The following is a 25,843-nucleotide window of genomic DNA, read 5'->3' as shown; positions in this document are numbered from 1 at the left end:
GCAAGCGGTATGACCGGTTATACTCGCCGCCATGAAGACCGCCATCTCCGTCCCGGACGCCGACTTCGAGAGATTCGACCGCCTCGCCAAGCGCCACGGGATGACCCGCTCCGAGTTCTACCGGGTCGCGGGTCAGAAGCTCGCCGACGAGCTGGAGGGGGCGGGCAAGGCCGAGCTGACCCGCCTCGCGGACGCGGCCATCGCCGAGGTCGGGCAGCCCACCGCGGGCGAGGACTTCCTGCGCGAGTCGGAGCGCATCGCACGGACCGGCTCGGAGTGGTGATCTCGCGAGGCGACGTCGTATGGGTCGACTTCGGCGCTCCGCGCGGGTCGGAGCCCGCGAAGATCCGACCGTCCCTCGTCATCCAGGACGACTGGCTCACCGAGAGCGCCAACGCCACGATCGTGCTCATCCCGTTCACCTCGCAGGTGCGCCTCCAGGTCTTCCCCGGGAACGTGTTCATCCCAGCGGCGGCCTCGGGGCTGGGCAAGGACTCCGTGGCCGTGATCCCCCAGCTCGGGCCGGTCAGCCGTGAGTTCATCGACCCCTACCCCGTGGGTCATCTCCCCGGCTACATCATGGCGGAGGTGTCGGCCGCGGTGCGGCTGCTCCTCGCGGTGTGACGTCCGGCCCGCCGGGTACCGTCGACGCATGAGCCGCTCCCCCGCATCCGCCCTCGTCGACGTCCCCTGGGCCGACGGCACCTGGACCACCCCGCCTGCAGCCGTGCGGATCCACGACAGCGGCATGGACGTGACGGCACGCGAGGGCAGCGACGCCTGGCGCATCACCTCCTACGGCTTCGTGCACGACACGGAGCACGCGCTCCTGGCGCCCTTCGCCCCGGGCACCGCGGTGGAGGTGGCGTTCACGCTGGACCTCCGCGCGCAGTTCGACCAGGCCGGCGTCTTCGTGCGGGTCGACGACGCGACGTGGATCAAGGCGGGTGTCGAGCGCAGCGACGGCGAGGACGGCCTCGGCGCCGTCGTCACCCGCGGCGTCTCCGACTGGTCGCTCGCCCCGGTGCCGGGCTGGTCGGGCCGGCTCGTCACCATCCGCGCGAGCCGCTCCGGCGACGCCCTCACCGTGCGGGCGCGGGTGGACGACGAGCCGTGGCGGCTGGTGCGCGTGGCGCCGCTGGATCCGTCGGCCGACGCGTCCGCGGGCCCGTTCTGCTGCGCGCCCACCCGATCCGGCTTCACGGCGCGCTTCGCGTCGTGGCGGACGGGGGCGGCGGATGCGGCGTTGCACGGCTGAGGGGGCGGGTGGATGCTCGGGGTGCGTCAGGAACTCACGCCGGATCCGTCTGCCACTGATCCTTGCTGCCGACGAACCCGTCCACCATCTGCTGCTGCTTCTCCAACGTCGACTTCGAGAAGTCCCACATCCACCCGGCGGCGAGCCACGCTGGAATTACTCACCCACGCCGCGTATGCCGCCACTCAGTTCGGACAGGATCTCAGCAGCTGGCGAGCCCGCCAGAAGAGCGGACGCCTCATCCGCGTCTCTTGCCGAACCTCGACCACCTGCTCTCCGGAGGAAGCAGCTTTCCGAAGACCTTCTCCAGGCGCCCGTCGAGCCAGTCCTCCGGCCCGTTCTGCAACGTCTTCACGGGATGGTGCGCGTATTTGATGTCGTGAGAGACCTGCACGTCCAATCTTCGCAGAGTCGGCTCGTAGGTGATGCGGTATTCGGTCGGGCATGCAATGCCCGCCTCCTTGAACCTCGCTTCGGCCTCGCGCAGATCATCTAGCATGCAGTGTTGCATGCCGAAGACGCGATTGTCGTCGGATCTGGCACCCCGCACCTGACTTGGATAGAGCACAGCGCCGTCTTGCTCGAAGAAGATGTTCGCGTAACGATGATTGGGCTCCGAGCCGGCGTAGATGAAGAGCGCAGTCACTCCCTGTGCGCCTTCTGCGTATTCCAACCCGAGCGGTATCCAAGAGTTGATGAGACCTTGGATGATCTCCTGCTCATTCACGCCCATGTCGACCACGCCCCCTACCACTGATACCAGGCACTGAACAGTTGCCCAAGTGCTGTAGCCATCTCATGGCACTCCCGTAGCTTGCCAGAGACGAGAGGACACGCTCACGAGCGCTTTCGCTTTCGCTGATGCGTGAACCATTCAGTTTCGGGAGGCAGCAGCTTGCCGAATACTTTCTCCAGGCGCCCGTCGAGCCAGTCCTCCGGCCCGTTCTGCAACGTCTTCACCGGATGGTTCGCGTATTTGACCTCGCGAGACAGCTGCACATCCAACCTCCCCGCGCCGGGATCATAGGTGATACGATACTCCGTCGGGTGGCCCGCACCTTGCTCCACAAGCCGTTTCTCCGCATCTCGCAGGTCGGCAACCATCTGATGCTGCATGCGGAGCACCCGGGGAGAACTGGCGTCCACGCCGGTCACGTCATCTGGGTAGACGACTCGGCCATCCTGTTCGAAAAATATATTAGCGTACCGCTGCCCTGGCTCCGACGCCGCATATATGTACATCGCACTTAGACCCTTGGCCCCAGCCGCGTACTCCACGCCAAGTGGTATCCAACTGTTGATGAGGCTCTGGACAACGTCGCGCTCGGTACTCGACACCCTGTTCCCCTATCGTCGGAATTCCGCGAATACTGACCTACCACTGAGCACAGAGTCCACGAGGAAGCTCTTTGGGCGGGCCGTGACGGCGCTTCGGGAACGCACGGCTCCTACCTGTGCTCTCGCCGAAATCTGAGCCACCTGCGTTCCGGAGGCAAGAGCTTGCCGACGACCGGTTCAAGACGACCGACGAGCCAGTCCTCCGGGCCGCTTTGCAGGGTCTTGACCGGATGATCCGCGTACTTGACCTCACGCGATAGTTGCACATCCAGGCGCCCCGGGCCAGGTTCGTAGGTTATCCGGTATTCAGTGGGGCAAGGGACGGCAAGCTCGCGGAAGGCCACCTCGGCTTGGATAAGATCTTCGATCATGCATTTCTGCATATCGAGCATGCGGTGCGGATGGACGTCGACACCGGAGAGCTTGCTCGGATAGAGAACTTGCCCATCTTGCTCGAAGAAGATGTTCGCGTATTGGTGATTGGGTTCGGAGCCGGCATACAAGTAGAGAGCAGTGACGCCCTGAGCGCCTTGAGCATATTCCAAACCAAGAAGCACCCAACTGTTTATAAGACCTTGGATGACGTCTTGCTCACTCATCGGCATGCGATCACATTCATCACCAATAAGAGATAGGCAATTCGAGCACAATGTGGCGACATCATTCTCGCCATTCTCGATCTCCGGGTACCAGCCTGCCAAAATGCTTGTCCAGTCGACCATCGAGCCAATCCTCTGGGCCGTCGATGAGGCTCTTGTCGGGAGGATCCGAGTACTTCAACTCACGCGACAGCTGAACATCCAGCTTACTGCCCTTGAGATCGTACTCGATACGATACTCCGTAGGGCAAGGAATGCTCGATTCAACAAACTGCTTTTCCGCGGCATTTAGATCATCTATCATATGGCGCTGCATGTCCAAGATTGCTCGCGGCCCACCGCCGGCCCCTTTGAGCTTGCTAGGGTATAGAATCACCCCACCCTGCTCGTAGAAACTATTGGCGCACTGTTGCCCGGGCTCTGACCCTGCGTATACGAACAGCTTGGTTACGTCGGGCGCACCAGCCGCATACTCAAGCGCGAGCGGTAACCAACTGTTGATGAGCCCTTGAATTATTCGCTGCTCGCTACTCATGTCGCCTTCCTTATTGATAGAATCGCTGAAACAGCGGTTCGTCGTTGACCAACGACTCGACATCGAATGGATTCGGCCTACCCGTGATCGGATCGGTATCGATGCGGATGTCGACGCCGACATGACCGGGAGGATCAGACGACAGCGCCTTTGCCCACCGTCTCTCAAGCGCCGCGTACCCTCGCTGGTTGATGAGACGAGATTGGGATATCAGGTTGTCGAGCTTGGGTGACCCGCCGAACCAGTCCGCGATCAGATGTCCCGCGTGGTCGCCGAAGAGCTTATGGCGATATGACCTGCAGGGGTTCATAGAGCTACCCAAACCAGCTCTTCGGAGACCACTTGGCTTGGGGGGGGGTAGTTTTTCCATAGACCTTGGGGAGTCGGCCATCAAGCCATTCCTCAGGCCCGTCCTCTGGTATTCTGTCGCGGTCGTTACTGAATTTAATATCCCTTGAGAGCTGAACGTCGAGCCGACTCGGACCGGTCTCATAGGTTATTTTGTATTCCGTGGGACATGGAACGCCGCTCTCTATGAACTCCGCTTCAGCTTCCTCCAGATCCTCCAGAAGCAGGGTCTGCAATTTGAAGACATCATCGTGATCGATGCCCTCTCCCTCCAGCTTGTCCGGGTACACCACCTTCCCGTCCTGCTCATAGAATACATTTGCATGCATAATGCCCGATTCAGAGGCCGCGTAGACATACAGCGTTTTGATCCCGGGTGCGGCCTCACCGTACTCGACGCCTAGTGAAATCCACTTATTCACAAGATCTTGGACGATATCACTTTCGCTTCTTGCCATATTGAGCTCCTACTGCTTGAATACTCGAATTGCACGCGCGCCGTCAACTACGCTGACTACGACAAACCGCCCTGGCCTTCCCGTCGCCGCATAGGAATCCACCCGAATATCGAGACTGACATGACCTGGTGGGTCTTGCTTCAGAACCTGTGCCCAGCGGCGCTCAAGAGAACCGAACTCGCGCCTATTGATGCGCTCAAGTTGCGAGACGACGTTATCAAGCCGGGGAGACCCTCCGAACCAGTCAGCGACGAGGTGCCCCGCGTGATCGCCGAAGAGTTTGCCCAGCGTACGGCGGATGTGCCGTAATCGGCCGGTGTGCATCTTGAGCTGCAGATTCTCGGCGATGACCCGGTCAATGTGCCCATGCTCGTTGGTGCGATACAGGTACTCATGCTCCCCCGTCTGATACCAGATGTTAGGCCGCAAGGTGCCGTCCGCCCGGATGTGACTGCCGTCGCGCACCACAGGCAGGTCCTGGATCTCCTGATGCGAGAGGGGACGCCAGTAGTCGCCTTCCGAAGACGCGTGCAGTCGAGACTGCTCAGCACCCGCGGCCTCAGGGACACCAGGTCCATGCTCGTCGCCGCCATGCGCGCCGTCGACATGTCCGTCTCTGTGCTCAGCGCTCTGCCCAGCACCCGGTTCGTGGCCAGCGCCGTCACCACTCTCGTGAACCCCGCGAGCATCCTCCCCGCCATGCACCCCGCCGGGACGCTCCACCACATCCGTCGACGCCGCATGACGCCCACCCGCGTCGGTCGCATGATGCTCGACACCACGCATCGCGTCGACCACCGCACCACGCCCGACCGCAGACGCGCCCGCCGAAGCGGACTCACCACTCACATGCGCACCCGCCGCACCATGCTCCAGAACGCCCCGCTCGCCCGCATGCGCCGAACTCGACATCGCGCGGGTACGCGCACTGTCCCCGACCTCCACATGCAGCGTCGGGATCCGGAACCCGTCCGGAGTCACTACATGACGCACCGCCACTTCCACGTGCGGCACCCGATCCACCACATCCCGCAGCGCATTCATCACCGGGGCCGTCGCCGCGTGACCCAGCGCATCCGCCCGAGCCGCCACCTGCGTCATCAGATCCCCGACCCGCACCAGCCCCGACCCCGCCACCACGCTCGCCCGCGCACCAGCACCCACCACACGCCCCGCGATCGACGCCGCATCCGCCGCCTCCGCCACACGACCACCGACCGACGCCACCCGCGCCCCGACCGACACCACCTTCGCCCCCGCCGCGACCTCACCGGCCCCGGGGATGAACAACGACCCCACATTCACGAACAACGACCCCGCCGCCCGCGCCGGATCCGTCTGCCACTGCTCCTTGCTGCCGACGAACCCGTCCACCATCTGCTGCTGCTTGTCCAACGTCGACTTCGAGAAGTCCCGCATCCACCCCGGCGTCACACCACTGGAATCATCCGCGAGCACCTGGAACAACGGCGTCGGCGCGATCAGGGAACCGAGCCCCTCCACCACGCCCAACGCCGCCTTGCCCGCGTGATCCCAGTCGCCCCACTGCCCCGTCTCCGGGTTGTACGACACGAGGCTCCCCAGCCCCTCGACCATCCCCTTCGCCGCATCGCCCACGCCGCCGCCGAACGACGTCACGCAGTTGGGCCGCCCCGCCGCCGTCTGCCCGAACGGCAGCGGCTTGCCCTCCTTCGCGGCGGTCGTGAAGTCCGTGCCGTGCACGGTCTCGGGGCACGAATTCGCCGGCGGATGCGCCGCCGCGATCTTGTTCACGCAGTCGGCCTGCGCCTCGTCCAACGCCGTCGCGAGCGTCGCGACCGCCATGATCAGCTTGTCGTTGCGCTGACTGTAGGGCGCGTACTCCGTCCATTCCACGTGATGCGCCGGTGCCGAGTACATGCCGCCGGGCGAGGATTGCACCGAGCCGTAGTCGGTGAGCTGCGTCGTGGGCTGCGGCCCGATCGCCGGCAGGTCGTACCCCTGCTCCGCCTGCGCGACGAAGGCGACCGCCTCGGCCTTCAGCTCGACCAGCTTCGCGACGATGGGCGCCACGGTGTCGGCGAAGTCCGTGAGAGCCTTCCCCACCTTCGTGAACCCGTCCGCGAGAGCCGTGGTCTCCTGGCCGACCGGCCCCATCACGGCCAGCAGCGCCTCCGACTCCGGCGCCTCGTAGACCGTCGACATCGTCTGCCACTTGGTCACAGCCGTGGCGCCGTGCTGCGAGACGCCCGCCGACGCGGACGCGAGCGTCCAGGCGGCGCTGCGGATGAGCTCCGGCGCCATGTCGACGCCGGGGATGCCGTCGGGATCGATGAGTCCGTCCGCGCGGCGTGTGCCGCCGCCCGCGACCGCGGCCATCACCGGCCCCCGGCTCGGGAGGTGAACCAGCTGAAGTCGCCCGCCGCGCGCCCCTCGCCACCCACGGCCGCGTCGACCGCGGCCGTCTGCGCCTGCGTCACGTCGGACGCCATCGTGTCGTCGGCCTCCACGTAGTCCGTGGTCGCTGTGGCGGCGCCGAAGATGCATGCGGTGATGCGGTTCGTGACGTCCGTGACCGACGCGGTCTGCGCGTCGAGGAACGCCGACAGCGCCGCGGGCACCGCCGAGCAGGTGGACGACGCCCCGGTCTCCACGTCGGTCTGAGCACCGCCGATGCCGCTGATCGCCGCCGACAGGTCCTGCGATGCCTGCTGCACCGCGGTCAGGACGTCCTGGACGCCCTGCGGATCGATGCGGTAGCCCTCCGCCACGGACGTCTCCTCCCGGTCGTCCGTCGGCCGCCGCGCGATCGCGCTCGGGGCTCCCGCTCCGGCGCTCGCGCACCCGGTTCCCCATGGCATGCCGAGCACCCCCGCTCGGGGGCGCTGCTCGGACGAGATCAGTCTCCGGGCGTCCCGCAGGCGCTGTCAAACGGTGCGGGAGACGCCGCCGCGTGGTGTATGCGCGGCGGCGCCTCAGCTGCTGCTACTTCTTCGCGGTCTTCTCCATGCGCGGCGCCGAGCCGTCCGCGATCCGGGCGTCGCGGTACGCGCGCGCCTCGTCCTGGCGGTCCTTCTCCTCGCCCGACGCCACGGGGGCGCGCACGTGCGCCTGCGTGTAGCCGAACGCGTCCACGAGGTCCTGCGCGTGCGGGCGCAGGCGCGCGACGAGCCGGTCGATGTAGGCCGTCACGGCGCGGGCGCGCGGCGAGCTGATGCGGCCGTGGATCAGGTACCAGGCCAGGTCGTCCTCGATGAGGCGGAGGCCGAACAGGTCGCGGGTCCAGGTGAGGATCCGGCGCGTGCCGTCGTCCATGGCGCGGCCGGTGTCCGACGCGGGGTCGAGCGCCTCGGTGAACGCCTCCCACTGCAGCAGCTGCGCGTGCGCGCGGGCCGCCTCGATGAGCGCGTCCTGGTGCCGGTTGAACAGCGCGGCGGCCTCGGCGGGCGGCATCGTGCGGGTGGCCCGCAGCGCCGTCGCGATCTCGGCGACCATCGTCTCCACGCGGCCGGTCAGGAGCGCGCGCTGCGTCTCCGGCTCGCGGAGCTGGCCGACCGAGCGGGCGGTGGATCCGCGGTCCGCGAGCGCCTGCCCGATCCGGCGGAGGCCCGTCGAGCGGAGCGTGCGGTCGGTGGCCTGCTCCACGGCGTAGCGCGCGAGCACCCCGAAGTCGGCCTTCGCGAACCGGCGGTTGACGTCGGTGAGCAGGCGCTTGGCGACGAGCTGGAGGAGCACGGTGTTGTCGCCCTCGAAGGTCGCGTAGACGTCGAGGTCGGCGCGGAGCCCGACGAGCCGGTTCTCCGCGAGGAAGCCCTGGCCGCCGCACGCCTCGCGCGCCTCCTGGATGGTGTCGAGCGCGTGCCAGGTGCTGAGCGGCTTGAGCGCGGCGGCGAGGGTCTCGAGGTCCTGCCGGTCCTGGTCGGTGTCGGTCTTCCCGGAGAACACCGAGTCGAACTGCGCGAGCAGCTTCTCGTGCGCGAACGAGGCGGCGTAGGTGGTGGCGATGCGCGGGATCAGCCGGCGCTGGTGCCGCTGGTAGTCGAGCAGCACCTCCTCGTCGGTGCCGCCGGCGACGAACTGGCGGCGCTGGTTGCCGTACGTGACGGCGATCTGCAGCGCGATCTTCGCGGCGCTCGTGGCGGCGCCGTCGAGCGAGACGCGGCCCTGCACGAGCGTGCCGAGCATCGTGAAGAAGCGGCGGCCGGGGCTCGTGATCTCGGACGTGTACGTGCCGTCCTCGGCCACGTCCCCGTAGCGGTTGAGGAGGTTCTGGCGCGGCACGCGCACGTGGTCGAAGTGGAGCCGGCCGTTGTCGATGCCGTTGAGGCCGCCCTTGAGGCCGTCGTCCTCGCCGCCGACGCCGGGGAGGAACGCACCGGTCTCGTCGCGGAGCGGCACGAAGAAGCAGTGCACGCCGTGGTTCACGCCCTGGGTCACGAGCTGCGCGAACACCGTGGCGGCGCGGCCGTCGACCGCCGCGTTGCCGAGGTAGTCCTTCCACGCCGCGCGGAACGGGGTGTGCAGGTCGAACTCGCCGGTCTCGGGGTCGTACGTCGCGGTGGTGCCGATGCTCGCGACGTCGGAGCCGTGCCCGGTCTCCGTCATCGCGAACGCGCCGGGCGTCTCGAGCGTCATGATCCCCGGCAGGAGGTCGCGGTGGTGGCGCTCGGTGCCGAGGTGCATCACCGCGGAGCCGAAGAGGCCCCACTGCACGCCGGCCTTGATCTGGAGCGACGGATCCGCGGCCACGAGCTCCTCGAAGCCCGCGATGTTGCCGCCGTGGTCCTCGAGCCCGCCGACGGACACGGGGTAGGCGCGGTGCACGCCGCCGTGCTCGACGAGGATCTTCAGCTGCTCGCTCACGCGCGCCCGGTGCTGGTGCATGTCGAGGCCCTCGACGCGGTGCAGCTCGGGGCGGCTCGTCAGCTCGCGGGACGAGCGGCGGACATCGGCCCAGCGGCCGAGGAGGACGCGGCCGAGGGCCTCGACGTCGATGCGCGGCCCGCGGCCCGGGGCGTCCTGGCGGCCGTCGGTGCGGTCGAGGTCCTGCGCGACCTCGGCGTCGACGTCGCCCGCGACCGGGACGGGGGTCCCCCGGAGCGCGCCCGCAGCGGGACCCCGCCCCCTCGTGCCGCGGGTGGTGCTTCGTGCCGCCGTGTCGACCATGGATCCTCCGTGCCGTCGTCTCGGCCGGCGTCCCTGCCGGCATCGGCCACGCTACGTTCGGATCCTCCACCTGCCGAAAAACACGTGCCGGGCCTCCAACGCGCTCCCGCGGGGATGCCCGCGGCTTGTGGGAACCCTCAGCCGCGGGCGCCCGCGCGGTCTCGGCGCGCGCTGCCCGGCCCCTACGCGCGGTGCCCGCTGGCGCTCACCCGCTGCGGCACGCCCCACGGGTTCGCGGTGCGCAGCGGCTCGGGCAGGAGCGCGTCGGGCACGCCCTGGAACGCGACGCCGCGGAGCAGCCGGTCGAGCGAGGCGGTGCCGACGCTCGTGCCGCGGTCGAGCGTGGTGGCGGGCCAGGGCCCGCCGTGCTGCTGCGCGTCGGTGACGGAGACGCCCGTGGGCCAGGCGTCGACGAGCACGCGGCCGGCGCGGGCGGCGAGCACGCGGATGAGGTCGGCTGCCGCATCGGCCGCGTCGCCCGCCTCGGACTCGTCGGCGCCGAGGTGCACGCTCGCGGTCAGCTCGCCCGTGAAGGTGCGCGCGGCGAGCTCGGCGAGGTCGGTGCCCGCGGGGTACTCGACGAGAAGCGCGAACGGGCCGAACACCTCGTGGCGGAGGGCGTCGCCCGCGGCCTCGAAGTCGGCGAGGGCGACGGCCGCGAGGGTGGGCGTCACGGATCCGTCGTCTCCCGCGGGCGCGCGGCCCTCGGCGACGAGGCGCACGCCGTCGACCGCGATCGCGGCGGCGCGGCCTCCCGCGTAGCCCTCCGCGATCCTGGCGTTGAGCATCCCGTGCGGCGCGACGGCGCCGGCCTCCTCGGCGAGCACGGCGTCGAGTCCGTGGCCGGCGGGGATCAGCACGATGCCGGGCGCGGTGCACAGCTGCCCGGCGGATCCGGCGGCGCTCGCCACGAGGGCGCGCGCGATGTCCGCGCCGCGCTCGGCGGCGGCCCGCTCGGTGATGACGACGGGGTTGACGCTGCCCAGCTCGCCGAAGAACGGGATCGGGTCGGGGCGGGCCGCGGCCACGTCGGCGAGGAAGCGTCCGGCGCGGAGCGAGCCCGTGAAGGTGGCGGCGCGGATGCGCGGGTCGCGGAGCACGGCGAGCCCGGCCTCCTCGCCCTCCACCAGCTGGAGCGTGCCCTCGGGCAGCCCCGCGGCGACGAGCGCGGCGGACGCGGCCGCGGCGACGCGGCGCGACAGCTCGGGGTGCCCCGGGTGCGCCTTCACGACCACCGGGCAGCCGACCGCGAGGGCCGATGCCGTGTCGCCGCCCGCGACGGAGAACGCGAACGGGAAGTTCGACGCCGCGAAGTTGAGCACCGGCCCGACCGGCACGAGGTAGCGGCGGAGGTCCGGGCGCGGGGTGGGCGCGGCGTCGGGATCCGCGTGGTCGATGCGCGCATCGAGGTAGCGGCCGTCGCGCACCGCGGCCGCGAGGATCCGCAGCTGCACGGTCGTGCGCGTCAGCTCGCCGCCGAGGCGGCCGGGCGCGAGCGCGGTCTCCCGCTCGGCGACGGGCAGCAGCTCGGGGCGGATCGCCTCGAGCGCGTCGGCGACGGCCTCGAGCGCGCGGGCGCGGACGGCCGGGGCGAGGGCGGCGAGCGGAGCGGCGGCCTCGGCGGCGGCCGCCGCGACGGCCTCCACGGTCGCCGCGACGGCGGGGTCGGTGGTCGCGTCGGTCTCGTGCGGGGTCATGTCTCTCCTCGTGTTCGTGCGCGCCGGTTCAGAACCGGAAGCCGCTCGGGAACGGGTCGGTGGGGTCGAGCAGGTACTGGCCCATGCCGGTGATCCAGGCCCGGCCCGTGATGGCGGGGACGATGGCGGGCCGCCCGGCGACGGTCGTCTCCGCGAGGATCCGCCCGGTGAAGCGGCTGCCGATGAACGACTCGTTGACGAAGTCGTCGCCCACCGCCAGCTCGCCGCGCGCCCACAGCTCGGCCATGCGCGCGGACGTGCCGGTGCCGCACGGCGACCGGTCGAACCAGCCGGGGTGGATGGCCATGGCGTGCCGGGAGAGCCGGGCGTCGGATCCGGGCGCGAGGAACTCCACGTGGTGGCAGTGGTCGACGCCTTCTATCTCCGGGTGCGAGGGCGGCGCCTGCTCGTTGATCGCGCCCATGATCGCGAGCCCGGCCTGGAGGATCTCCTGCTGGCGCTCCCGGTCGAACGGCAGCCCCAGGCGCTCGAGCTCCACGACGGCGTAGAAGTTGCCGCCGAACGCGAGGCTGTACGGCACGGCACCGAGGCCGGGCACCTCGATCGTCGCGTCGAGCCGCTCCACGTAGGAGGGGACGTTCTCGATCGTGACGGATGCGGCCCGCCCGTCCTCCACGTCGACGCGCGCGATCACGAGCCCGGCCGGGGTGTCGAGCCGGATGGTCGTGACCGGCTCCTGCACCTCCACGAGCCCGGTCTCCACCAGCACGGTCGCGACGCCGATGGTGCCGTGGCCGCACATCGGGAGGCAGCCGGAGACCTCGATGTAGAGGACGCCCCAGTCGCAGTCGTCGCGCGTGGGCGGCTGCAGGATCGCGCCGCTCATCGCCGCGTGGCCGCGCGGCTCCGTCATGAGCAGGAGCCGCAGGTGGTCGAGGTGCTCGATGAGGTGCAGACGCCGCTCGTTCATGGTGAAGCCGGGGATCACGCCGAACCCGCTCGTGACGACGCGGGTCGGCATGCCCTCGGTGTGCGAGTCGACGGCGTGGAAGACGCGGGAGGACCTCATCCGTCGATCATCGTCCGGCGAGGTGGTCGAGCGCGCGGCGCGTGTCGCGCGTGACCTGCTCGGCGACCGCGGCGGGCAGCGGCGCGCGCGGCGGACGCGTGGGGCCGCCCGTGCTCTCGCCGGCCACGTCGATCGACAGCTTGATGGCCTGCACGAACTCGGTGCGCGAGTCCCAGCGGAACACGGGCACGAGGCGCTGGTACAGCGCCTTCGCCTCCTCGATGCGACCGCTCGTCGCGAGCCCGTACAGCTCCACGGCCTCGCGCGGGAACGCGTTCGGGTAGCCCGCGAACCAGCCGACGGCGCCCATGATGAGCGACTCCAGCAGCAGGTCGTCGGCGCCCGCGATGACGTCGAGGCCCGTGAGGTCCTGGATCTCCGTCACGCGCCGGATGTCGCCCGAGAACTCCTTGATCGCCACGACGTTCTCGAGCGCGTCGAGGCGCTGGAGGAGCTGGGGCGTCAAGTCGACCTTGGTGTCGAACGGGTTGTTGTAGGCCATGATCGGCAGGCCCACCTCGTCGACGCGCGCGTAGTGCTCGACGACCTCGTCGTCGCTCGCCCGGTAGAGGGTGGGCGGCAGGAGCAGCACGCCGTCGGCGCCGTCCTCAGCCGCGACCTCGGCCCACTTCTTCGCCTGGTGCCAGCCGACGCCGTGCACGCCGGCCACGACGACGCCCCGCCCGCCGACCGCCTCGACCGCGACCTGCACGACCTTCCGGCGCTCCTCGTCGGTGAGCGAGGAGTACTCGCCGAGCGAGCCGTTGGGGCCGACGCCGCGGCAGCCGTTCGAGATGAGCCAGTCGCAGTGCGCGGCGTACGCGTCGTAGTCGACGGCGAGGCCGGCGGGAGCGGCGGCGTCCTCGCGGAACGGCAGCGTGGTGGCGACGACGACGCCTCCGAGGTCCAGGGCGGGTGCGGTCATGGCGTGTCCTTCCGGTCGGTGGTGCTGGGGGATGCGGGGGTGGTCGGGGGTGCGGGGTCGGGCGGCGGGGCGCCGTCGGGCGGCGGGTCGTCGACGCCGGGGGCCTGATCGTCGACCTCGATGGCCGGGTCGTCGACGCCGGGCGCGGCGAGGGACGGGGGCCCGGCGTCGCGGAGGTCGTAGGCGGCGGCGAGCTCGCCGAGGCGCACGGGCGAGGCGATGGGGCGGCGGTCGGAGCCGGGGCCGAGGGCGGCGGGCGTGGCGGCGGGACCCGCGCCGGGCGCGGATCCGGCGGGCGCGCATCCGGCGGGCGTCGCCTCCCCCGCGAGCAGCTCCTCGACGGTGCGTCCGCACACGCGGCCCTGGCAGATGCCGAGGCCGGCGCGCGTGGCGAGCTTCATCGAGCGCAGGTCGGTGGAGCGCGCGGCGCGGGCGGTGGCGCGGATCCGGCCGACCGGCACCTCCTCGCAGCGGCAGGCCAGCGTGTCGTCGCGGAGCCAGCCGGTCCAGCCGGGTCGGATGCCGTGCGCGGCCTCGATGCGGCCGGCCACGTCGTGCGCGACGGCGCGGCGGCGGACGGCGGGGGCGACGGCGGCGTCGGACGGGGATCCGCCCGCGGCGCAGTGCCCCGCGACCTCGCCCTCCGCGAGCGCCTGGTCCACTCCCCCGATGCCCGTGATCTCGCCCGCGGCGAACACGCCCGCGGGCCCGGCGCCCTGGTCGGCGTCGACCTCGACGAAGCGGTCGGACCCGATGCGGCAGCCCGCCGCGATCGGCAGCTCGAGCCGGGGCGTGAAGCCGTGGCCGACGCACACGGCGTCCACCGCGACCCGCCGCTCGGTGCCCGGGACGGGCGCCCACGACGCGTCGAGGCGCTGCACGGTGACGGCCTCGACGCGGTCGGTCCCGTGCGCGGCGACGACCGCGCTGCCCGTGGCGTACCCGATCCGCTCGCGCGCCAGCACGGAGACGTAGCCGGCGAGCTCGGCGGCCTTGTGCGGCGCGCGGGCGAGGCCGAGCGGATCCCGCAGCCAGCCGCGGGCGAGCGACGGCACGCGCGCGGCCTCGTGGATCCCGACCACGCGCGCCCCGGCCTGCACCAGCGACACGGCGACGGGGAGGAGGAAGGGTCCGGCGCCCGCGACGATCACGCGGTCGCCGATCGCGACACGCTCGCCCTTCGCGAGGGCCTGCGCGGCGCCCGCGGTGAAGACGCCCGGCAGGTCCCAGCCGGGGAACGGCAGCGTGCGGTCGTGCGCGCCGGTCGCGAGGACGAGCGCGTCGGGGCGGAGGGTCCGGGGCGCGCGACCGGATCCGTCGACCGGGCCGACGAGCACGTGGACGACGGCGGCGGGCACCGGCGCCTCCGCGTCGGCCGAGGGCACCTCGATCGCCCACACCTGCGCGCCCGTCACGATCTCGCAGCCGTCGTCGGACGCCAGCCGCGCCCGCATCCCGGTGAACGCGTCCCAGCCGTGGTGCAGGATCCGCTCGCGCGCCGCCGGTCGCGACGCCGGGAGGTGCCGCCAGTACTGGCCACCCAGCTCGTCGGACGCGTCCAGCAGCGTGACCCGTGCTCCGCGCGCGCGGGCGGCGACCGCGGCGGCGAGCCCCGCGGGCCCGGCGCCGATCACGACGACGTGCCGCCGGTCGTCCGCGGCGCTCACGAGGCGTCCCCGTCGGTGGCAGGCGCGGCGGCGGCAGACCCAGCAGCGGCCGACCCAGCAGCAGGCCCAGCAGCCTCCGCGTCCGGCACCGTCGCCCCCGGCCCCGTCTCCACGACGTCGCCGTCGACCGCGCGTCGCTGGCAGGCGCGCACGTCGGGCAGCCCGTTCACCGTCACGGTGCAGTCGAAGCACACGCCGATCCCGCAGAAGACGCCGCGCGGTCGGCCGGCGCTCGCGGTCGTCCGCCAGGCGAGCGTGCCCGAGGCGAGCAGCGCGCCCGCGATGGTCTGGCCGCGCAGGCCCTCCACCGGATCCCCGTCCACCGTGAAGCGCACGGCCTCCGCGGGCGCGGGGCGGATCGGGTCGCGCGCCGGATCCACGCGCCGCGGCGTCACGCGCGCACCCCCGCGGAGGAGGGGGACGCGGCCCCGGGCACCCGGGCACCCGTCAGGTCCAGCCCGAGCGACGCCCGCGCGACCGAGAACGGCGTGACGTCGAGCGGCGTCGCGGCCCCGGTCATCAGCGCGGCGATGAGGTCGGCCGTCGCGATCGACAGCCCGATCCCGGCGCCCTCGTGCCCGCTCGCGTGCCAGAGCCCGGGCAGCCGCGGGTCGGGCCCGACGACCGGCAGGTGGTCGGGCAGGTAGGGCCGGAAGCCGCCGTAGGAGCGCATCGCGTTCGCCTCGGCGAGGAAGGGGAAGAGCCGCACGGCCTTGGCGGCGAGCTCCTCCAGCACGGCCACGCGCAGCGACGCGTCGAAGCCGACGCGCTCGCGGCTGGATCCGATGAGCACGGTCCCCGACGGCGTCGACTCCACGACGCCCGAAGTCTGCAGCGCCCCATCGCCGGAGCCGACGGCGCCCACGTAGTCGCCGTCGTAGACCTTGTGGTGGATGCGGTGCGGCATGCGCGTCGTGACCAGCACGACCCCGCGCCGCGGCAGCACCGGCAGCTCCACGCCGAGGGCGCGCGCCACCTCGCCCGACCAGGGGCCGGCCGCGACGAGCACGTCGTCGGCTGCGATGTCGCCCGCGGTCGTCCGCACGCCGCGGAGCGCGCCGTCGGGTCCGAGGATCGGCCCGGTCACCTCGACGCCGGTCCGCACTACGGCGCCGGCCCGGCGGGCGGACGCGGCGAGCGCCTCGGTCGCGATCGCGGGCTGCACCTGCGCGTCCTCGGGGTAGTGCACGGCGGCGGTGATGCCGGGGTTCAGCCACGGCTCCAGCTCGAGCGCGCGGCGCACGTCGACGGGGACCGCGTCGACGCCCGCGGCGCGCTGGGTGGCGGCGAAGGCGAGGAGCGGATCCGCGCCCTCGGCCGTGGTCGTGACGACGAGCCCGCCCTTGGGCTCGTACTCGATGGAGGGGAGCGCGTCGCCCAGCTCCTCGGCGATCTCGGCGGCGACCTCGGGCCAGCGGCGTGCGGCCAGCTGCGCCAGCTCCAGCTCGGCGCCCGGGCCCTTGTCGGAGACGAGGATGTTGCCCTCGCCCTGCGCGCTCGTGCCCGACGCGACGGCGGCCCGCTCGACGACCGTGACGCGGATCCCGGCGCGCGCGAGCGACCGGGCGCAGGCCGCGCCGACGATGCCTCCCCCGACGACCACCACGTGTCGCGTCATGCGGTCCCTGCTCTCACGGGTCATGGCGCCCGATGTCGGGCGACGGGGCGGGTGGCGGTGTCAGTAATATGTCACACATCAGCGACGAGGGGAAGTCGGGACCCGCGATACCCGGCAGACGCGCGCGTCAGGCCCGCGCGTCAGGCCCGCGCGTCAGTCCCGTGCGACGGGTCCGGCTGCCGGATCCACGGCGACCCGGTCGGCGTGGCCGCCGCCAGCAGCGTCCCCGCCGTCGTCGCCGTCCCCGGCGTCCGCGTCCTCCTCGCCGTGCCCCGCCCACCAGCCGGTGGCGTGCCGGATGTGCCGCACCATCACCGCGTGCGCCTCCCGGCCGGCCCCGCGCACGAGGGCGCGGAGCAGCTCGTGGTGCTCGGCGGCCGACGCGTCGAGGTGGCTGCTCTCCTTCATCGACGCGAGCCCGACGAGCCGCGTGCGCGAGCGGAGGTCGGCGATGGAGGCCGTGAGCACGGGATTGCCGAGCATGCGCGTGAGGGACAGGTGGAACTCCTGGTCGGCCTCGAGGTAGGCACGGAGGTCGCCGTCGCGGGCACCCTGCTCGATGCGGTCGGCGAGCCCCTCGAGCGCGGGCAGGGCGTCGTCCGGCACGCGGCCCGCGAGCCGCTCCATGGCGGGCGCCTCCAGGAGCTGGCGCACCTGCACGAGGTGGCCGAGCTCCTCGTCGCTCACGGCCGTGACCCGGAACCCCTTGTTGCGCACGGTCTCGACGAAGCCGCGCTTCTCCAGCTCCAGCACGGCCTCGCGCACGGGCGTGGCCGACACGTCGAAGCGCACCGCGAGCGTCGGCACGGTGATGAGCGTGCCGGGCTCGAGCTCCCCGGAGACGATGGCGGCGGAGAGGGCCTGGTGGACGTGCTCGCGCAGGCTCGCGCGCGGGGGTGCGGGACGCAGGGCCGAGAGGCTCACGCGGGACCTCCTCGGGGTGTCAGGACGGGGACCGCTGCTCCCGCATCCAGGACTCCAGGCCGAGGGCGTCGATCGGCAGCGCGTCCGACAGCACGTCGGACCCCGTCTGCGTCACCACGATATCGTCTTCGATCCGCACGCCGATGCCGCGGAGCTCGGGCGGCACCATCGCGTCGTCCGGCTGGAAGTAGAGGCCCGGCTCCACGGTGAGCACCATGCCGGGCTCCACGAGGCGGTCGTACCCGGCGACGCCGGCGCCCGAGCAGTCGTGCACGTCGAGGCCGAGGTGGTGCCCGATCCCGCACACCAGCCAGCGCCGGTGGTGCTGGCCCGCGGGCGACAGGGCCTCGTCGACGGAGACCGGCAGGAGCCCGAGGTCGTGGAGGCCCTGGGCCACCACCTCCATCGACGCGTGGTGGAAGTCGACGAGCGGACGCCCGGGGGCGACGGCGTCGAGACCCGCGCGGTGGGCGCGCTCGACCACGTCGTGCACGAGCCGCTGCTCGGGTGAGAAGGATCCGGAGACGGGGATCGTGCGCGTGACGTCGGCCGTGTAGAGGCTGCGCGCCTCCACGCCCATGTCGAGCAGCACGAGCTCGCCGTCGCGGAGCGGGCCGTCGCAGCGCACCCAGTGCAGGATCGTCGCGTGCCCGCCGCCGCCCACGATGGTGGCGTAGCCCGGGCCGTTGCCGACCGTGCGCGCGTGCCGGTCGAACGTGCCCTGCAGCCAGCGCTCGCCGCCGGACGCCTGGGCCCGCGGGATCGCCCGCACCACCTCGGCGAAGCCCTCGACGGTGTCGTCGACCGCGCGGCGGAGCTCCTGGAGCTCCCACGCGTCCTTGATCACGCGCAGCTCGCCGAGCGCCGCCACGAGCGCGTCGTCGCGCGGCACGTCGGCGAGCGCGGAGGGGACGCCCGTGACGGCGCCCGCCCGGCGCACGTCGCGGACGCCCGCGAGGTCGCGCGCGATGCGGTCGGGGTCGCGCACCGGGATCCCGAGGGCGCGCTGCCAGTCGGCGTGCGCGGGCGCGGGCCCCACCCACAGCTCGCCGTGGTCGGCGTCGGAGAAGAAGCGCGGGTCGCCCGGATGCGCGGGCGCGGGCACGTGCAGGACGGCGTCGTGGCCGCCCGGCACCGCGTGCATCACGAGCACGGCGCCCTCGACCTGCACCCCCGTGAGCCAGACGAAGTCGCTGTCCGCGCGGAAGGCGTAGCGGCAGTCGTCGTTGCGCGTGGGCGCGTACCCGCTGACGACCGCCATCGTGACGCCGGGCATCGCGGCGCTGAGGCGGTCGCGGTGCGCGGCCGCCGCCTCGACCGCGCCGGGCACGGTCGGCGGCGTCCGGTCGGGCGCGATCCAGCCGCCGGCCATGAGCTCCCGGAACGCGGGCACCTGGGCGAGCCGCGGCGGGCGGCGCTCCTCGGGGGTGACGCCGGTGGGCGTCTCGGGGGTCGTGTCGGTCATCGGGGGATCCCTCCTCCATCGCGGGCGATCATGTCCATCAGCCGGCCGAGGACGCCGGGCGCCCCCAGGCCGTCGTGCTCGTGCTCGTTCGTGATCCACGCGCGGGCGTTCGCCACGCGCGCGACCGTCTCCTGCTGCAGGCCGGCGTCCACGTACATGTCGTCGTGGTAGATCGCGGCGGCGACGGGCACCTCGTTGGCCGCGAGCCGATCCGGGTCGTAGAGCTCCGGCCAGTCGTCGCGGCGGGCCATCTCCTCGACGGCGCCGCGGAACGGGCGCAGCAGGCGGATCTCCTCGAACATCCAGGGGTACATCATCTCGCCGGTGAGCAGCAGCGGCCGGGCGTCGGGCGAGAACGCCGGGTGGCGGGCGCGCTCCCGCTCGGCCGCCCACGCCGTCGCCGGCCGGGTGCCGGATGCGTAGATGCTCTCCTGCAAGCCTGCGAACAGCGGGTTCGCCGCGTACGAGGTGAGGCGGAGCACCTCGGCGAGCAGCACGTCGGTGGGATCGCCGCGGTCGTCGAGGGCCTCGTCGAGGAGCGCGTGGATCCGCTCCCGTCCCGGCGCCATGCCGAGGTCGATGCCGAGGGTCTGCAGGCGCCGGACCGTGAGGACGTCGCCGTCGGGCAGCGTCACGTCGCCCGCGGCGAGGCGGTCGGCGAGCCGGGACAGGATCGCCACGTCGCCCGGGTAGCGCGCGTGGTATCCGGCGTTCTTGGCGGCCGTGCGCGGGTAGGTGCGCCGGTACACCTCCTCGGCGTCGGGGTCGAGCGACGCGAGCCCGCCCGTCACGTAGCACGCCGACAGCGCCTCGGGCGCGTGCGACAGGTACGTGAGCGTGAGGAACCCGCCGTAGCTCTGGCCGAGGGTCGACCAGCGGCGGCCGCCCTCCAGGTGCTGCCGGAGCGCCTCGGCGTCCTGCACGATCGAGTCGGCGCGGAACAGTGCGAGGTACCGGGCGGCGGATGCGTGGTCGTCGCCGAACCGCTGCATCGTGCGCGCCGTCACGGGCGTGCTCCTCCCGGTGCCGCGCTGGTCGAGCAGCACGACGCGGTGGGTGCGGAGCGCGTGGCCGATCCACCCGCCGTCATCGAGGACCCGCGGCGACTTCCCGCCCGGCCCGCCCTGCAGGTAGAGGAGCGCCGGCAGGTCGTCCGCCCGGCGTCCGGGCGCGACGAGCTCGCGGGCGAACACGGTGATCGTCGGGGTCGGCTCCCCCGCGCGCGCCGCCGCCCAGTCGAGCGGCACCTCGATCTCGTGGTCGGTGACGTGCACGCCGGGGACGGTCGCGGATCCGACGATCACGCGGCCGACCCGCCCGCCGCGCCGCGGCCCGACGCGCGGCGAGCCGCCGCGTCGACGCTCGCCGTGTCGATGCTCGCCGTGTCGAGGCCGGCCGCGCGCCGCGAGGCGAGCCGCTTCCGGTCCCACTCGGGGTCGATGCGCGGCACGGCGTCGAGCAGCGACCGGGTGTACGGGTGCTGCGGCCGCTCGAACACGTCGTCGCGCGTGCCCTCCTCCACGACCTTGCCGGCGCTCATCACGGCGACGCGGTCGGAGAGCTGCCGCACGACGGCGAGGTCGTGCGCGATGAAGACGTAGCTGAGGCCGCGCTCGCGCTGCAGGTCGCGCAGCAGCGCGATGACGCGGGCCTGCACCGTCACGTCGAGCGCGGAGACCGCCTCGTCGCACACGATGAGGCCGGGCTGCACGGCGAGCGCCCGCGCGATGCCGATGCGCTGGCACTGGCCGCCCGAGAACTGCGCGGGGTAGCGCTGCGCGTGGTCGGGGTCCAGGCCCACCCGGTCGAGCAGGTCGCGCACGAGCTTCCCGTGCCCGCCCGGCGTCGTGATGCCCTGGTACCGCAGCGGCGCGCTGATGATCTGCTCCACCGTGTGCCGCGGGTTGAGCGACGACGCCGGATCCTGGAACACCACCTGCACCTGCCGCCGGAACTCGCGGAGGCGCGCGCCGGATGCGTGCGTCATGTCCTCGCCCTTCAGGGCGAAGGTGCCGGAGGTGGGGTCGAGCAGGTGCGCGATGATGCGCGCGGTCGTCGACTTGCCGGATCCGGACTCGCCCACGATGGAGAGCGTCTGCCCGGTCGGCACGTCGAGGTCGACGTGGTCGACGGCGAGGAACCGGCGCACAGGCGGGCGGAGGCCGGGGCCGCCGCGCGTCACGTACTCCTTGGTGAGGCCGCGGGCCGAGAGGAACGGCTCGGGCGCGGTGGAGGGGGTGCTCATGAGGCGGTTCCCGTCGTCGGTCGGTCGTAGGCGGCGTCGATGCGGGGGATCGCCTCGAGCAGCGCGTGCGTGTACGGGTCCTCGGGCGCGGTGAACACGCGCTCCGTGGTGCCGCTCTCGACGCGGTGCCCGCCCTGCATGACGAGCACCTCGTCGGCGAGGGAGGACACGACGGCGAGGTCGTGGGTGATGACGAGCATGCCCATCCCGGTGTCGCGGCGGATCTCGCGGAGCAGGTCGAGGATCTGCGCCTGCACCGTCACGTCGAGCGCGGTGGTCGGCTCGTCCGCGATGAGCAGCTCGGGCTCGAGGCAGAGCGCCATCGCGATCATGATGCGCTGCCGCATGCCGCCCGAGAACTGGTGCGGGTAGTGGTCGACGCGGGTGCCGGCCTCGCGGATCCGGACGCGCTCGAGCGCCTCCACCACCACCTGGCGCACGGCCCGGCGGGATCCGCCGCGGTGCGCCCGGTAGGCCTCCTCGATCTGGAGCCCCACCGTGTAGTACGGGTTGAGCGACGAGAGCGGATCCTGGAACACCATCGCCATGCGGTCGCCGCGGAAGCGGCGGAGCTCGGCGTCGGGCCGGCCCACGAGCTCCTCGCCCGCGAGCTTGATGCTGCCGGTCACCGTGCCGCCGCGGGGCACGAGGCCCATCACGGCGAGCGAGGTCATCGACTTACCGGAGCCCGACTCCCCCACGATGCCGAGGGTGCTGTCCGGCTCCACCCGGAAGGAGAGGTCCTTCACGACCTCCACCGGCCCCCGCGAGGTGGGGAACGCGATCGTGAGGTCCCGGACCTCGAGGAGCGGCGTCCCGGGGACGGCCCGGGCGGGCGGCTGGTGCGGTGCGGTGGCGGTCACGCGGTGATCCTCACTCGGGGGTCGAGCACGGTGTACAGCACGTCGACGACCACGTTCCCGACGACCACGAAGGCCGCGGCGAGGAGCGTGACGCCCATGATGACGGGCTGGTCGTTCTTGGCGATGGAGTCGGCCGCGAGCTTGCCGACGCCGTTGAGGCCGAAGACCTTCTCGGTGATCACGGCGCCACCGAGCAGCCCGGCGAAGTCCATGCCGAACAGGGTGACGACGGGCGTGAGCGACGGCCGGAGCGCGTGTCGGCGGATCACGAGCGCCGCCGGCAGGCCCTTGGCGCGCGCGGTCCGCAGGTAGTCCTCCTGCAGGGTGTCGATCACGTTGGCCCGCACGATGCGCGCGTAGATCGCCGCGTAGCCGAGCGCGAGCACCAGCCACGGCATGATGTACGACTCCAGCCAGCCGACGGGGTCGTCCGAGAATGCCACCGCCTCCGGGAACGGCAGCACCTGCAGCTGCACGACGAGCACGTACTGCAGGAGCAGCGCCGCGAAGGTGATCGGCACGCTGATCCCGGTGAGCGCCGCCGCCATCGCGGTCCGGTCCCACACGCTGCCCTGGCGGATGGCGCTGACGAGGCCGCCGGCGACGCCGAACACGAGCCAGAGGACCGCCGCGCCGACCGCGATCGTGATGCTCACGGGGAGGCGGGACAGCATCAGGTCGAGCACGGACTGCTGCGTCTGGAAGCTGAAGCCGAGGCAGGGCGCGGAGCACTGGATCGCCGTCGGGCCGTCGCCGTAGGTGCGGCCCGTGAAGATGCCCGTCACGAAGTCGCCGTACTGCGCCCAGAACGGCCGGTCCAGGCCGAGGAGCTGGCGGATGGAGTCGATCTTGTCCGGCGTGCAGGTCTTGCCGCAGATGGTCACGGCGGGGTCCGGCTGGAGCAGGAAGAAGATCATGTAGGTGAAGAGGCTGATGAGCGCGAGCACCACCAGGGCCGCGCCGGCCCGGCGGATCAGGTAGCCGATCATGCCGCCTCCCCCTGCTCGAGCGCGGTGCGGAGGTGGTCGCCGAAGACCGTGAACGCCAGCACCGTGAGGAAGAGGAACGAGCCCGGCACGATGAAGTACGCGGGGTCGACCGTGTACCAGTTCACCGAGTCGGCGATCATCTGGCCCCACGACGGCGTCGGCGGCAGCACGCCGACGCCGAGGAAGGACAGGCCCGCCTCCGTGCCGATGTACCCCGGCACCGCGAGCGTGGCCAGCACGATGATCGTGCCGCGCAGGTTCGGCATCACCTCCCGGAAGATCACGCCCATCGAGGAGGCGCCGGACGCCCGGGCCGCCTCGACGAAGTCGCGCGTGCGGATCGTCATGGTCTGGCCGCGCACGATGCGGGCCGTGTAGGGCCAGCCGAAGACGCTGAGCGTGAGGACGAGCAGCGCCGGCCGGCTGCCCGCGGGCAGCGCCGACAGGATCGCGATCATGAAGATCAGCGCCGGGAAGGCCATGAGGAAGTCCATGACCCGCGACACGACCTGGTCGACGATGCCGCCGAAGTAGCCGGCGACCATGCCCGCGATCACGCCGACGGTCGTGGTGACGATGGTCGCGGAGACCGCGATGAGCATCGAGACGCGGGCGCCGTACGCGATGCGGGCGAAGATGTCGCGCCCGTTCTGCGGCTCCACGCCGAACCAGTGCGAGGCGCTGACGCCGCCGAACGGGCCGATGGGGAGGCCGCCGAGGACGGGGTCCACGGCCGTCGCGTCGAAGGTCGTGGGGCCCCAGCCGGTGATCCCGGACAGGAGCGGCGCGAACACCGCGAGCACCAGGACCAGCACGACGAACACGACGCTGGCGATGACGGACGGCTTCGACCGGAGGGCCTGGACCACCCGCTTGGCCGGCGTGACGGCGGGCGGCCGTCCCGTCGGGTACGGGGATGCCGAGTCGGGCACCGAGGCGCCCTGCAGCGTGGCGGTCACGGCCTACTTCCCCGTGTGGAGGCCGATGGTGGCGAAGTCGGGGGCGCCGTCGTAGATCGGGCTCGAGTACGCGTTCCGCACGTTCTGCCCCAGCACGAGGACGGCCTGGCCGTAGAGCAGCGGCACCACGGGCGCGAGCTGCTGCACCTGCTCGTCGAGGTCGCCCCAGGCGGCGTCGGCGGCCTTCAGGTCGGTCATGGCCGAGACCTCGTCGATCTTCGCGTTGATGCCGGGGTCGTTGATCTGCGAGAGGTTGCTGTTGCCCTTCTCGGGGATCTGGCGCCCGTCGAACAGGATCGGCAGCACCGTGCTGGCGGAGTTCCAGTCGGGGCACCAGCCGGCCTCGGCCGCGTCGTGCTGCTGCGACGTGGTCGCGATGGTCTCGTTGTAGGTCGCCGTGTCGAGCAGGTTGATGGCCACCGTGATGCCGACGCGGGCGAGGGACTGCTGGAGCGCCTCCGCCGCCTTCTGCGAGGTGGGGACGCTGGCCACGTCGAGCGTGATCGTGAAGCCGTCCGAGAGGCCCGCCTCGGCGAGGAGCGCCTTGGCCTTGTCGACGTCGCCCGAGCTGTCGGTGCTGGGGTAGAGGTCGAAGTCCTTGTGGCCGGGGACGCTGCGCGTGAGGACCGTGGACGCGGGCTCCGCGATCATGGGACCGCCCGCCACGTCGGCGAGCGACTTCTTGTCGACCGCGTACGCGATGGCCTGCCGCACGCGCACGTCGCCGAGGTGCGGCTTCGTCGTGTTGAGCGCGAGGTACGTGGTGCACCCGGTGTCGCCCGAGACGGTGCGCGCCTTGATCTGCGGGGTCTGGATGCGGGAGACGGATGCCGCGGTGATCCCGTAGGCGAGGGCGTCCTGGTCGTCGCCCTGTCCGGCGATCATGCGCTCGTCGATGGTCGCCTGGTCGAGCCCCATCGTGAACTGCCACTCGTCCGGCTTCGCCGTCCGGACCTCGTCGGTGGAGGCGTCCCACTCGGGGTTGCGCACGAGCGTGAGCGACTGTCCCTGCGTGCGGGCGCTCACCTTGTACGGCCCGGAGGAGATGGGCTGCTGATCCATGTTCGTGACCGTGACGCGGTCCTTGTCCACCGGGAACGGCACGAAGGTGCTCTGCGCGGTGACGCTCGCGAACTCGGGCACGGAGCGGTTGAGGTGGAAGACGATGGTCTTCTCGTCGGGGGTCTCGATGGAGGCCAGGTCGCCGGACTGGTACGGGCCCTTGTAGGCGTCGCCGCCCTCGAGGTACATGCGGGCGTAGGGCGAGCCGATGGCGAGCGCGGGGTCGAAGGACCGCTCCACGCCGAACTTCATCGACTGGCTCGTGATCGGGGAGCCGTCCTCGAACTTCACACCGTCCTTGAGCGTGAACGTCCAGACGGTGTCGTCGGCGTTGGGGGTGCCGGTGTCGGTGGCGAGGTCGGGCGCGATCGTGGCGCCGTCCTTGCCCGTGGTCGTGGTGAGCGAGCGGTAGATGAGCCGGTAGAGGTCGGCCAGGTCGGTCTCGTAGCCCATCGCGGGATCGAGGTGCGGGAAGTCCGCGACCTGCAGGACGTGCATCGTGCCGCCCGTGTCGGCGGGGCCCGTGATGTCGGAGGTGGACTTCGCTCCTGCGCCGGCGCAGGAGGTGAGGGCGAGGCTGGCGGCGACGGCCAGCCCGACGGCGGTGATTCGTCTCTTCATCGGACTCTCGTTTCGTGGATGGCGGCCGGAGCGCACCGGGGCGGGAATGACGGACGGGGTCGTGCGATGGGAACTGCGGGAAGGAGGTGCGGGAGGA

Annotated in this window: 26 protein-coding genes; 3 read left to right on the top strand and 23 right to left on the bottom strand. The window is 71.8% G+C overall.

Annotated features, from left to right (window positions below):
• The first annotated feature begins 31 nt into the window (after window positions 1-31).
• From AWH51_RS00825 to AWH51_RS00815, 3 genes are read left to right on the top strand one after another with little or no spacing between them, the layout of a single operon-like run.
• Window positions 32-283 carry a ribbon-helix-helix protein, CopG family gene (locus AWH51_RS00825; protein ID WP_063070245.1) on the top strand — a complete coding sequence of 84 codons (252 nt, stop codon included), beginning with the start codon at window positions 32-34 and terminating at the stop codon, window positions 281-283.
• Window positions 277-624 (top strand): type II toxin-antitoxin system PemK/MazF family toxin, encoded by a 348-nt coding sequence (locus AWH51_RS00820; protein ID WP_254654418.1) that lies wholly within the window; start codon window positions 277-279, stop codon window positions 622-624. Before AWH51_RS00825 ends, AWH51_RS00820 begins: the two co-directional genes overlap by 7 nt.
• A gap of 28 nt (window positions 625-652) precedes the next feature.
• On the top strand, window positions 653-1,258 hold the full coding sequence (locus AWH51_RS00815; RefSeq protein ID WP_063070244.1) for a DUF1349 domain-containing protein: 606 nt from the start codon (window positions 653-655) through the stop codon (window positions 1,256-1,258).
• Window positions 1,259-1,496: 238 nt separating this feature from the next.
• Here the strand turns inward: AWH51_RS00815 and AWH51_RS00810 are convergent, their stop codons facing one another.
• The 23 genes from AWH51_RS00810 to AWH51_RS00720 all read right to left on the bottom strand — a co-directional run bounded on the left by AWH51_RS00810 (window position 1,497) and on the right by AWH51_RS00720 (window position 25,746).
• On the bottom strand, window positions 1,497-2,000 hold the full coding sequence (locus tag AWH51_RS00810; RefSeq protein ID WP_063070243.1) for a hypothetical protein: 504 nt from the start codon (window positions 1,998-2,000) through the stop codon (window positions 1,497-1,499).
• Window positions 2,001-2,095: 95 nt separating this feature from the next.
• Window positions 2,096-2,413 (bottom strand): hypothetical protein, encoded by a 318-nt coding sequence (locus AWH51_RS15990; protein WP_131798083.1) that lies wholly within the window; start codon window positions 2,411-2,413, stop codon window positions 2,096-2,098.
• Between the two features lie 293 nt (window positions 2,414-2,706).
• Window positions 2,707-3,318: a hypothetical protein gene (locus tag AWH51_RS15985; protein WP_131798082.1), complete on the bottom strand. Its 612-nt coding sequence runs from the start codon at window positions 3,316-3,318 to the stop codon at window positions 2,707-2,709.
• Entirely contained in the window at window positions 3,257-3,730 is a 474-nt protein-coding gene (locus AWH51_RS15980; protein WP_131798081.1) for a hypothetical protein, read from the bottom strand. The genes AWH51_RS15985 and AWH51_RS15980 overlap by 62 nt, the downstream gene beginning before the upstream one ends.
• Before the next feature lie 10 nt (window positions 3,731-3,740).
• Window positions 3,741-4,040, bottom strand: coding sequence for a DNA/RNA non-specific endonuclease (locus AWH51_RS16600; protein WP_217491897.1), 300 nt, complete (start codon window positions 4,038-4,040; stop codon window positions 3,741-3,743).
• A gap of 4 nt (window positions 4,041-4,044) precedes the next feature.
• Window positions 4,045-4,536: a hypothetical protein gene (locus tag AWH51_RS16355; protein WP_217491896.1), complete on the bottom strand. Its 492-nt coding sequence runs from the start codon at window positions 4,534-4,536 to the stop codon at window positions 4,045-4,047.
• Between the two features lie 9 nt (window positions 4,537-4,545).
• On the bottom strand, window positions 4,546-6,894 hold the full coding sequence (locus AWH51_RS00795) for a DNA/RNA non-specific endonuclease (RefSeq protein ID WP_131798080.1): 2,349 nt from the start codon (window positions 6,892-6,894) through the stop codon (window positions 4,546-4,548).
• Complete coding sequence (locus AWH51_RS00790) at window positions 6,894-7,286, bottom strand: DUF6507 family protein (RefSeq protein WP_063070239.1); 393 nt, start codon at window positions 7,284-7,286, stop codon at window positions 6,894-6,896. Before AWH51_RS00790 ends, AWH51_RS00795 begins: the two co-directional genes overlap by 1 nt.
• 214 nt (window positions 7,287-7,500) lie before the next feature.
• Window positions 7,501-9,681, bottom strand: a complete 2,181-nt coding sequence (locus AWH51_RS00785; protein WP_063070238.1) for an acyl-CoA dehydrogenase — start codon at window positions 9,679-9,681, stop codon at window positions 7,501-7,503.
• Between the two features lie 182 nt (window positions 9,682-9,863).
• Window positions 9,864-11,378, bottom strand: coding sequence for an aldehyde dehydrogenase (NADP(+)) (locus AWH51_RS00780; RefSeq protein WP_063070237.1), 1,515 nt, complete (start codon window positions 11,376-11,378; stop codon window positions 9,864-9,866).
• A gap of 28 nt (window positions 11,379-11,406) precedes the next feature.
• Complete coding sequence (locus AWH51_RS00775) at window positions 11,407-12,408, bottom strand: proline racemase family protein (protein ID WP_063070236.1); 1,002 nt, start codon at window positions 12,406-12,408, stop codon at window positions 11,407-11,409.
• Between the two features lie 7 nt (window positions 12,409-12,415).
• Window positions 12,416-13,333, bottom strand: a complete 918-nt coding sequence (locus tag AWH51_RS00770; protein WP_063070235.1) for a dihydrodipicolinate synthase family protein — start codon at window positions 13,331-13,333, stop codon at window positions 12,416-12,418.
• Window positions 13,330-15,000, bottom strand: a complete 1,671-nt coding sequence (locus AWH51_RS00765) for an NAD(P)/FAD-dependent oxidoreductase (protein ID WP_063070234.1) — start codon at window positions 14,998-15,000, stop codon at window positions 13,330-13,332. The genes AWH51_RS00770 and AWH51_RS00765 overlap by 4 nt, the downstream gene beginning before the upstream one ends.
• Window positions 14,997-15,395 (bottom strand): (2Fe-2S)-binding protein, encoded by a 399-nt coding sequence (locus AWH51_RS00760; RefSeq protein WP_063070233.1) that lies wholly within the window; start codon window positions 15,393-15,395, stop codon window positions 14,997-14,999. The genes AWH51_RS00765 and AWH51_RS00760 overlap by 4 nt, the downstream gene beginning before the upstream one ends.
• Window positions 15,392-16,618, bottom strand: a complete 1,227-nt coding sequence (locus AWH51_RS00755; protein WP_063070232.1) for an NAD(P)/FAD-dependent oxidoreductase — start codon at window positions 16,616-16,618, stop codon at window positions 15,392-15,394. Before AWH51_RS00755 ends, AWH51_RS00760 begins: the two co-directional genes overlap by 4 nt.
• A gap of 153 nt (window positions 16,619-16,771) precedes the next feature.
• Window positions 16,772-17,542, bottom strand: coding sequence for a GntR family transcriptional regulator (locus AWH51_RS00750; RefSeq protein WP_254654417.1), 771 nt, complete (start codon window positions 17,540-17,542; stop codon window positions 16,772-16,774).
• Window positions 17,543-17,561: 19 nt separating this feature from the next.
• Window positions 17,562-19,007 carry an aminopeptidase P family protein gene (locus tag AWH51_RS00745; RefSeq protein WP_063070231.1) on the bottom strand — a complete coding sequence of 482 codons (1,446 nt, stop codon included), beginning with the start codon at window positions 19,005-19,007 and terminating at the stop codon, window positions 17,562-17,564.
• Entirely contained in the window at window positions 19,004-20,311 is a 1,308-nt protein-coding gene (locus tag AWH51_RS00740; RefSeq protein WP_063070255.1) for an alpha/beta fold hydrolase, read from the bottom strand. The genes AWH51_RS00745 and AWH51_RS00740 overlap by 4 nt, the downstream gene beginning before the upstream one ends.
• Window positions 20,308-21,252, bottom strand: a complete 945-nt coding sequence (locus AWH51_RS00735) for an ATP-binding cassette domain-containing protein (RefSeq protein ID WP_081234736.1) — start codon at window positions 21,250-21,252, stop codon at window positions 20,308-20,310. The genes AWH51_RS00740 and AWH51_RS00735 overlap by 4 nt, the downstream gene beginning before the upstream one ends.
• On the bottom strand, window positions 21,249-22,115 hold the full coding sequence (locus AWH51_RS15610; protein WP_081234734.1) for an ABC transporter ATP-binding protein: 867 nt from the start codon (window positions 22,113-22,115) through the stop codon (window positions 21,249-21,251). Before AWH51_RS15610 ends, AWH51_RS00735 begins: the two co-directional genes overlap by 4 nt.
• Window positions 22,112-23,104, bottom strand: coding sequence for an ABC transporter permease (locus AWH51_RS00730; protein ID WP_063070230.1), 993 nt, complete (start codon window positions 23,102-23,104; stop codon window positions 22,112-22,114). The genes AWH51_RS15610 and AWH51_RS00730 overlap by 4 nt, the downstream gene beginning before the upstream one ends.
• On the bottom strand, window positions 23,101-24,063 hold the full coding sequence (locus AWH51_RS00725; protein ID WP_063070229.1) for an ABC transporter permease: 963 nt from the start codon (window positions 24,061-24,063) through the stop codon (window positions 23,101-23,103). The genes AWH51_RS00730 and AWH51_RS00725 overlap by 4 nt, the downstream gene beginning before the upstream one ends.
• 3 nt (window positions 24,064-24,066) lie before the next feature.
• The gene (locus tag AWH51_RS00720; protein WP_063070228.1) at window positions 24,067-25,746 is read right to left on the bottom strand and encodes an ABC transporter substrate-binding protein; all 1,680 of its coding nucleotides are present in this window, start codon (window positions 25,744-25,746) and stop codon (window positions 24,067-24,069) included.
• Window positions 25,747-25,843: the final 97 nt, after the last annotated feature.

It is taken from the genome of Clavibacter tessellarius, from assembly GCF_001618005.1.
In the GTDB taxonomy this organism is placed as follows: domain Bacteria; phylum Actinomycetota; class Actinomycetes; order Actinomycetales; family Microbacteriaceae; genus Clavibacter; species Clavibacter tessellarius_A.
This window is presented reverse-complemented; position numbering and strand designations above follow the sequence as displayed.

Coding starts and splice junctions, on each gene's coding strand:
- AWH51_RS00825 (WP_063070245.1), top strand. CDS start 32: ATGAAGACCGCCATCTCCGTCCCGGACGCCGACTTCGAGAGATTCGAC.
- AWH51_RS00815 (WP_063070244.1), top strand. CDS start 653: ATGAGCCGCTCCCCCGCATCCGCCCTCGTCGACGTCCCCTGGGCCGAC.
- AWH51_RS15985 (WP_131798082.1), bottom strand. CDS start 3,318: ATGGTCGACTGGACAAGCATTTTGGCAGGCTGGTACCCGGAGATCGAG.
- AWH51_RS15980 (WP_131798081.1), bottom strand. CDS start 3,730: ATGAGTAGCGAGCAGCGAATAATTCAAGGGCTCATCAACAGTTGGTTA.
- AWH51_RS16600 (WP_217491897.1), bottom strand. CDS start 4,040: ATGAACCCCTGCAGGTCATATCGCCATAAGCTCTTCGGCGACCACGCG.
- AWH51_RS16355 (WP_217491896.1), bottom strand. CDS start 4,536: ATGGCAAGAAGCGAAAGTGATATCGTCCAAGATCTTGTGAATAAGTGG.
- AWH51_RS00795 (WP_131798080.1), bottom strand. CDS start 6,894: ATGGCCGCGGTCGCGGGCGGCGGCACACGCCGCGCGGACGGACTCATC.
- AWH51_RS00785 (WP_063070238.1), bottom strand. CDS start 9,681: ATGGTCGACACGGCGGCACGAAGCACCACCCGCGGCACGAGGGGGCGG.
- AWH51_RS00780 (WP_063070237.1), bottom strand. CDS start 11,378: ATGACCCCGCACGAGACCGACGCGACCACCGACCCCGCCGTCGCGGCG.
- AWH51_RS00775 (WP_063070236.1), bottom strand. CDS start 12,408: ATGAGGTCCTCCCGCGTCTTCCACGCCGTCGACTCGCACACCGAGGGC.
- AWH51_RS00770 (WP_063070235.1), bottom strand. CDS start 13,333: ATGACCGCACCCGCCCTGGACCTCGGAGGCGTCGTCGTCGCCACCACG.
- AWH51_RS00755 (WP_063070232.1), bottom strand. CDS start 16,618: ATGACGCGACACGTGGTGGTCGTCGGGGGAGGCATCGTCGGCGCGGCC.
- AWH51_RS00745 (WP_063070231.1), bottom strand. CDS start 19,007: ATGACCGACACGACCCCCGAGACGCCCACCGGCGTCACCCCCGAGGAG.
- AWH51_RS00735 (WP_081234736.1), bottom strand. CDS start 21,252: ATGAGCACCCCCTCCACCGCGCCCGAGCCGTTCCTCTCGGCCCGCGGC.
- AWH51_RS00730 (WP_063070230.1), bottom strand. CDS start 23,104: ATGATCGGCTACCTGATCCGCCGGGCCGGCGCGGCCCTGGTGGTGCTC.
- AWH51_RS00720 (WP_063070228.1), bottom strand. CDS start 25,746: ATGAAGAGACGAATCACCGCCGTCGGGCTGGCCGTCGCCGCCAGCCTC.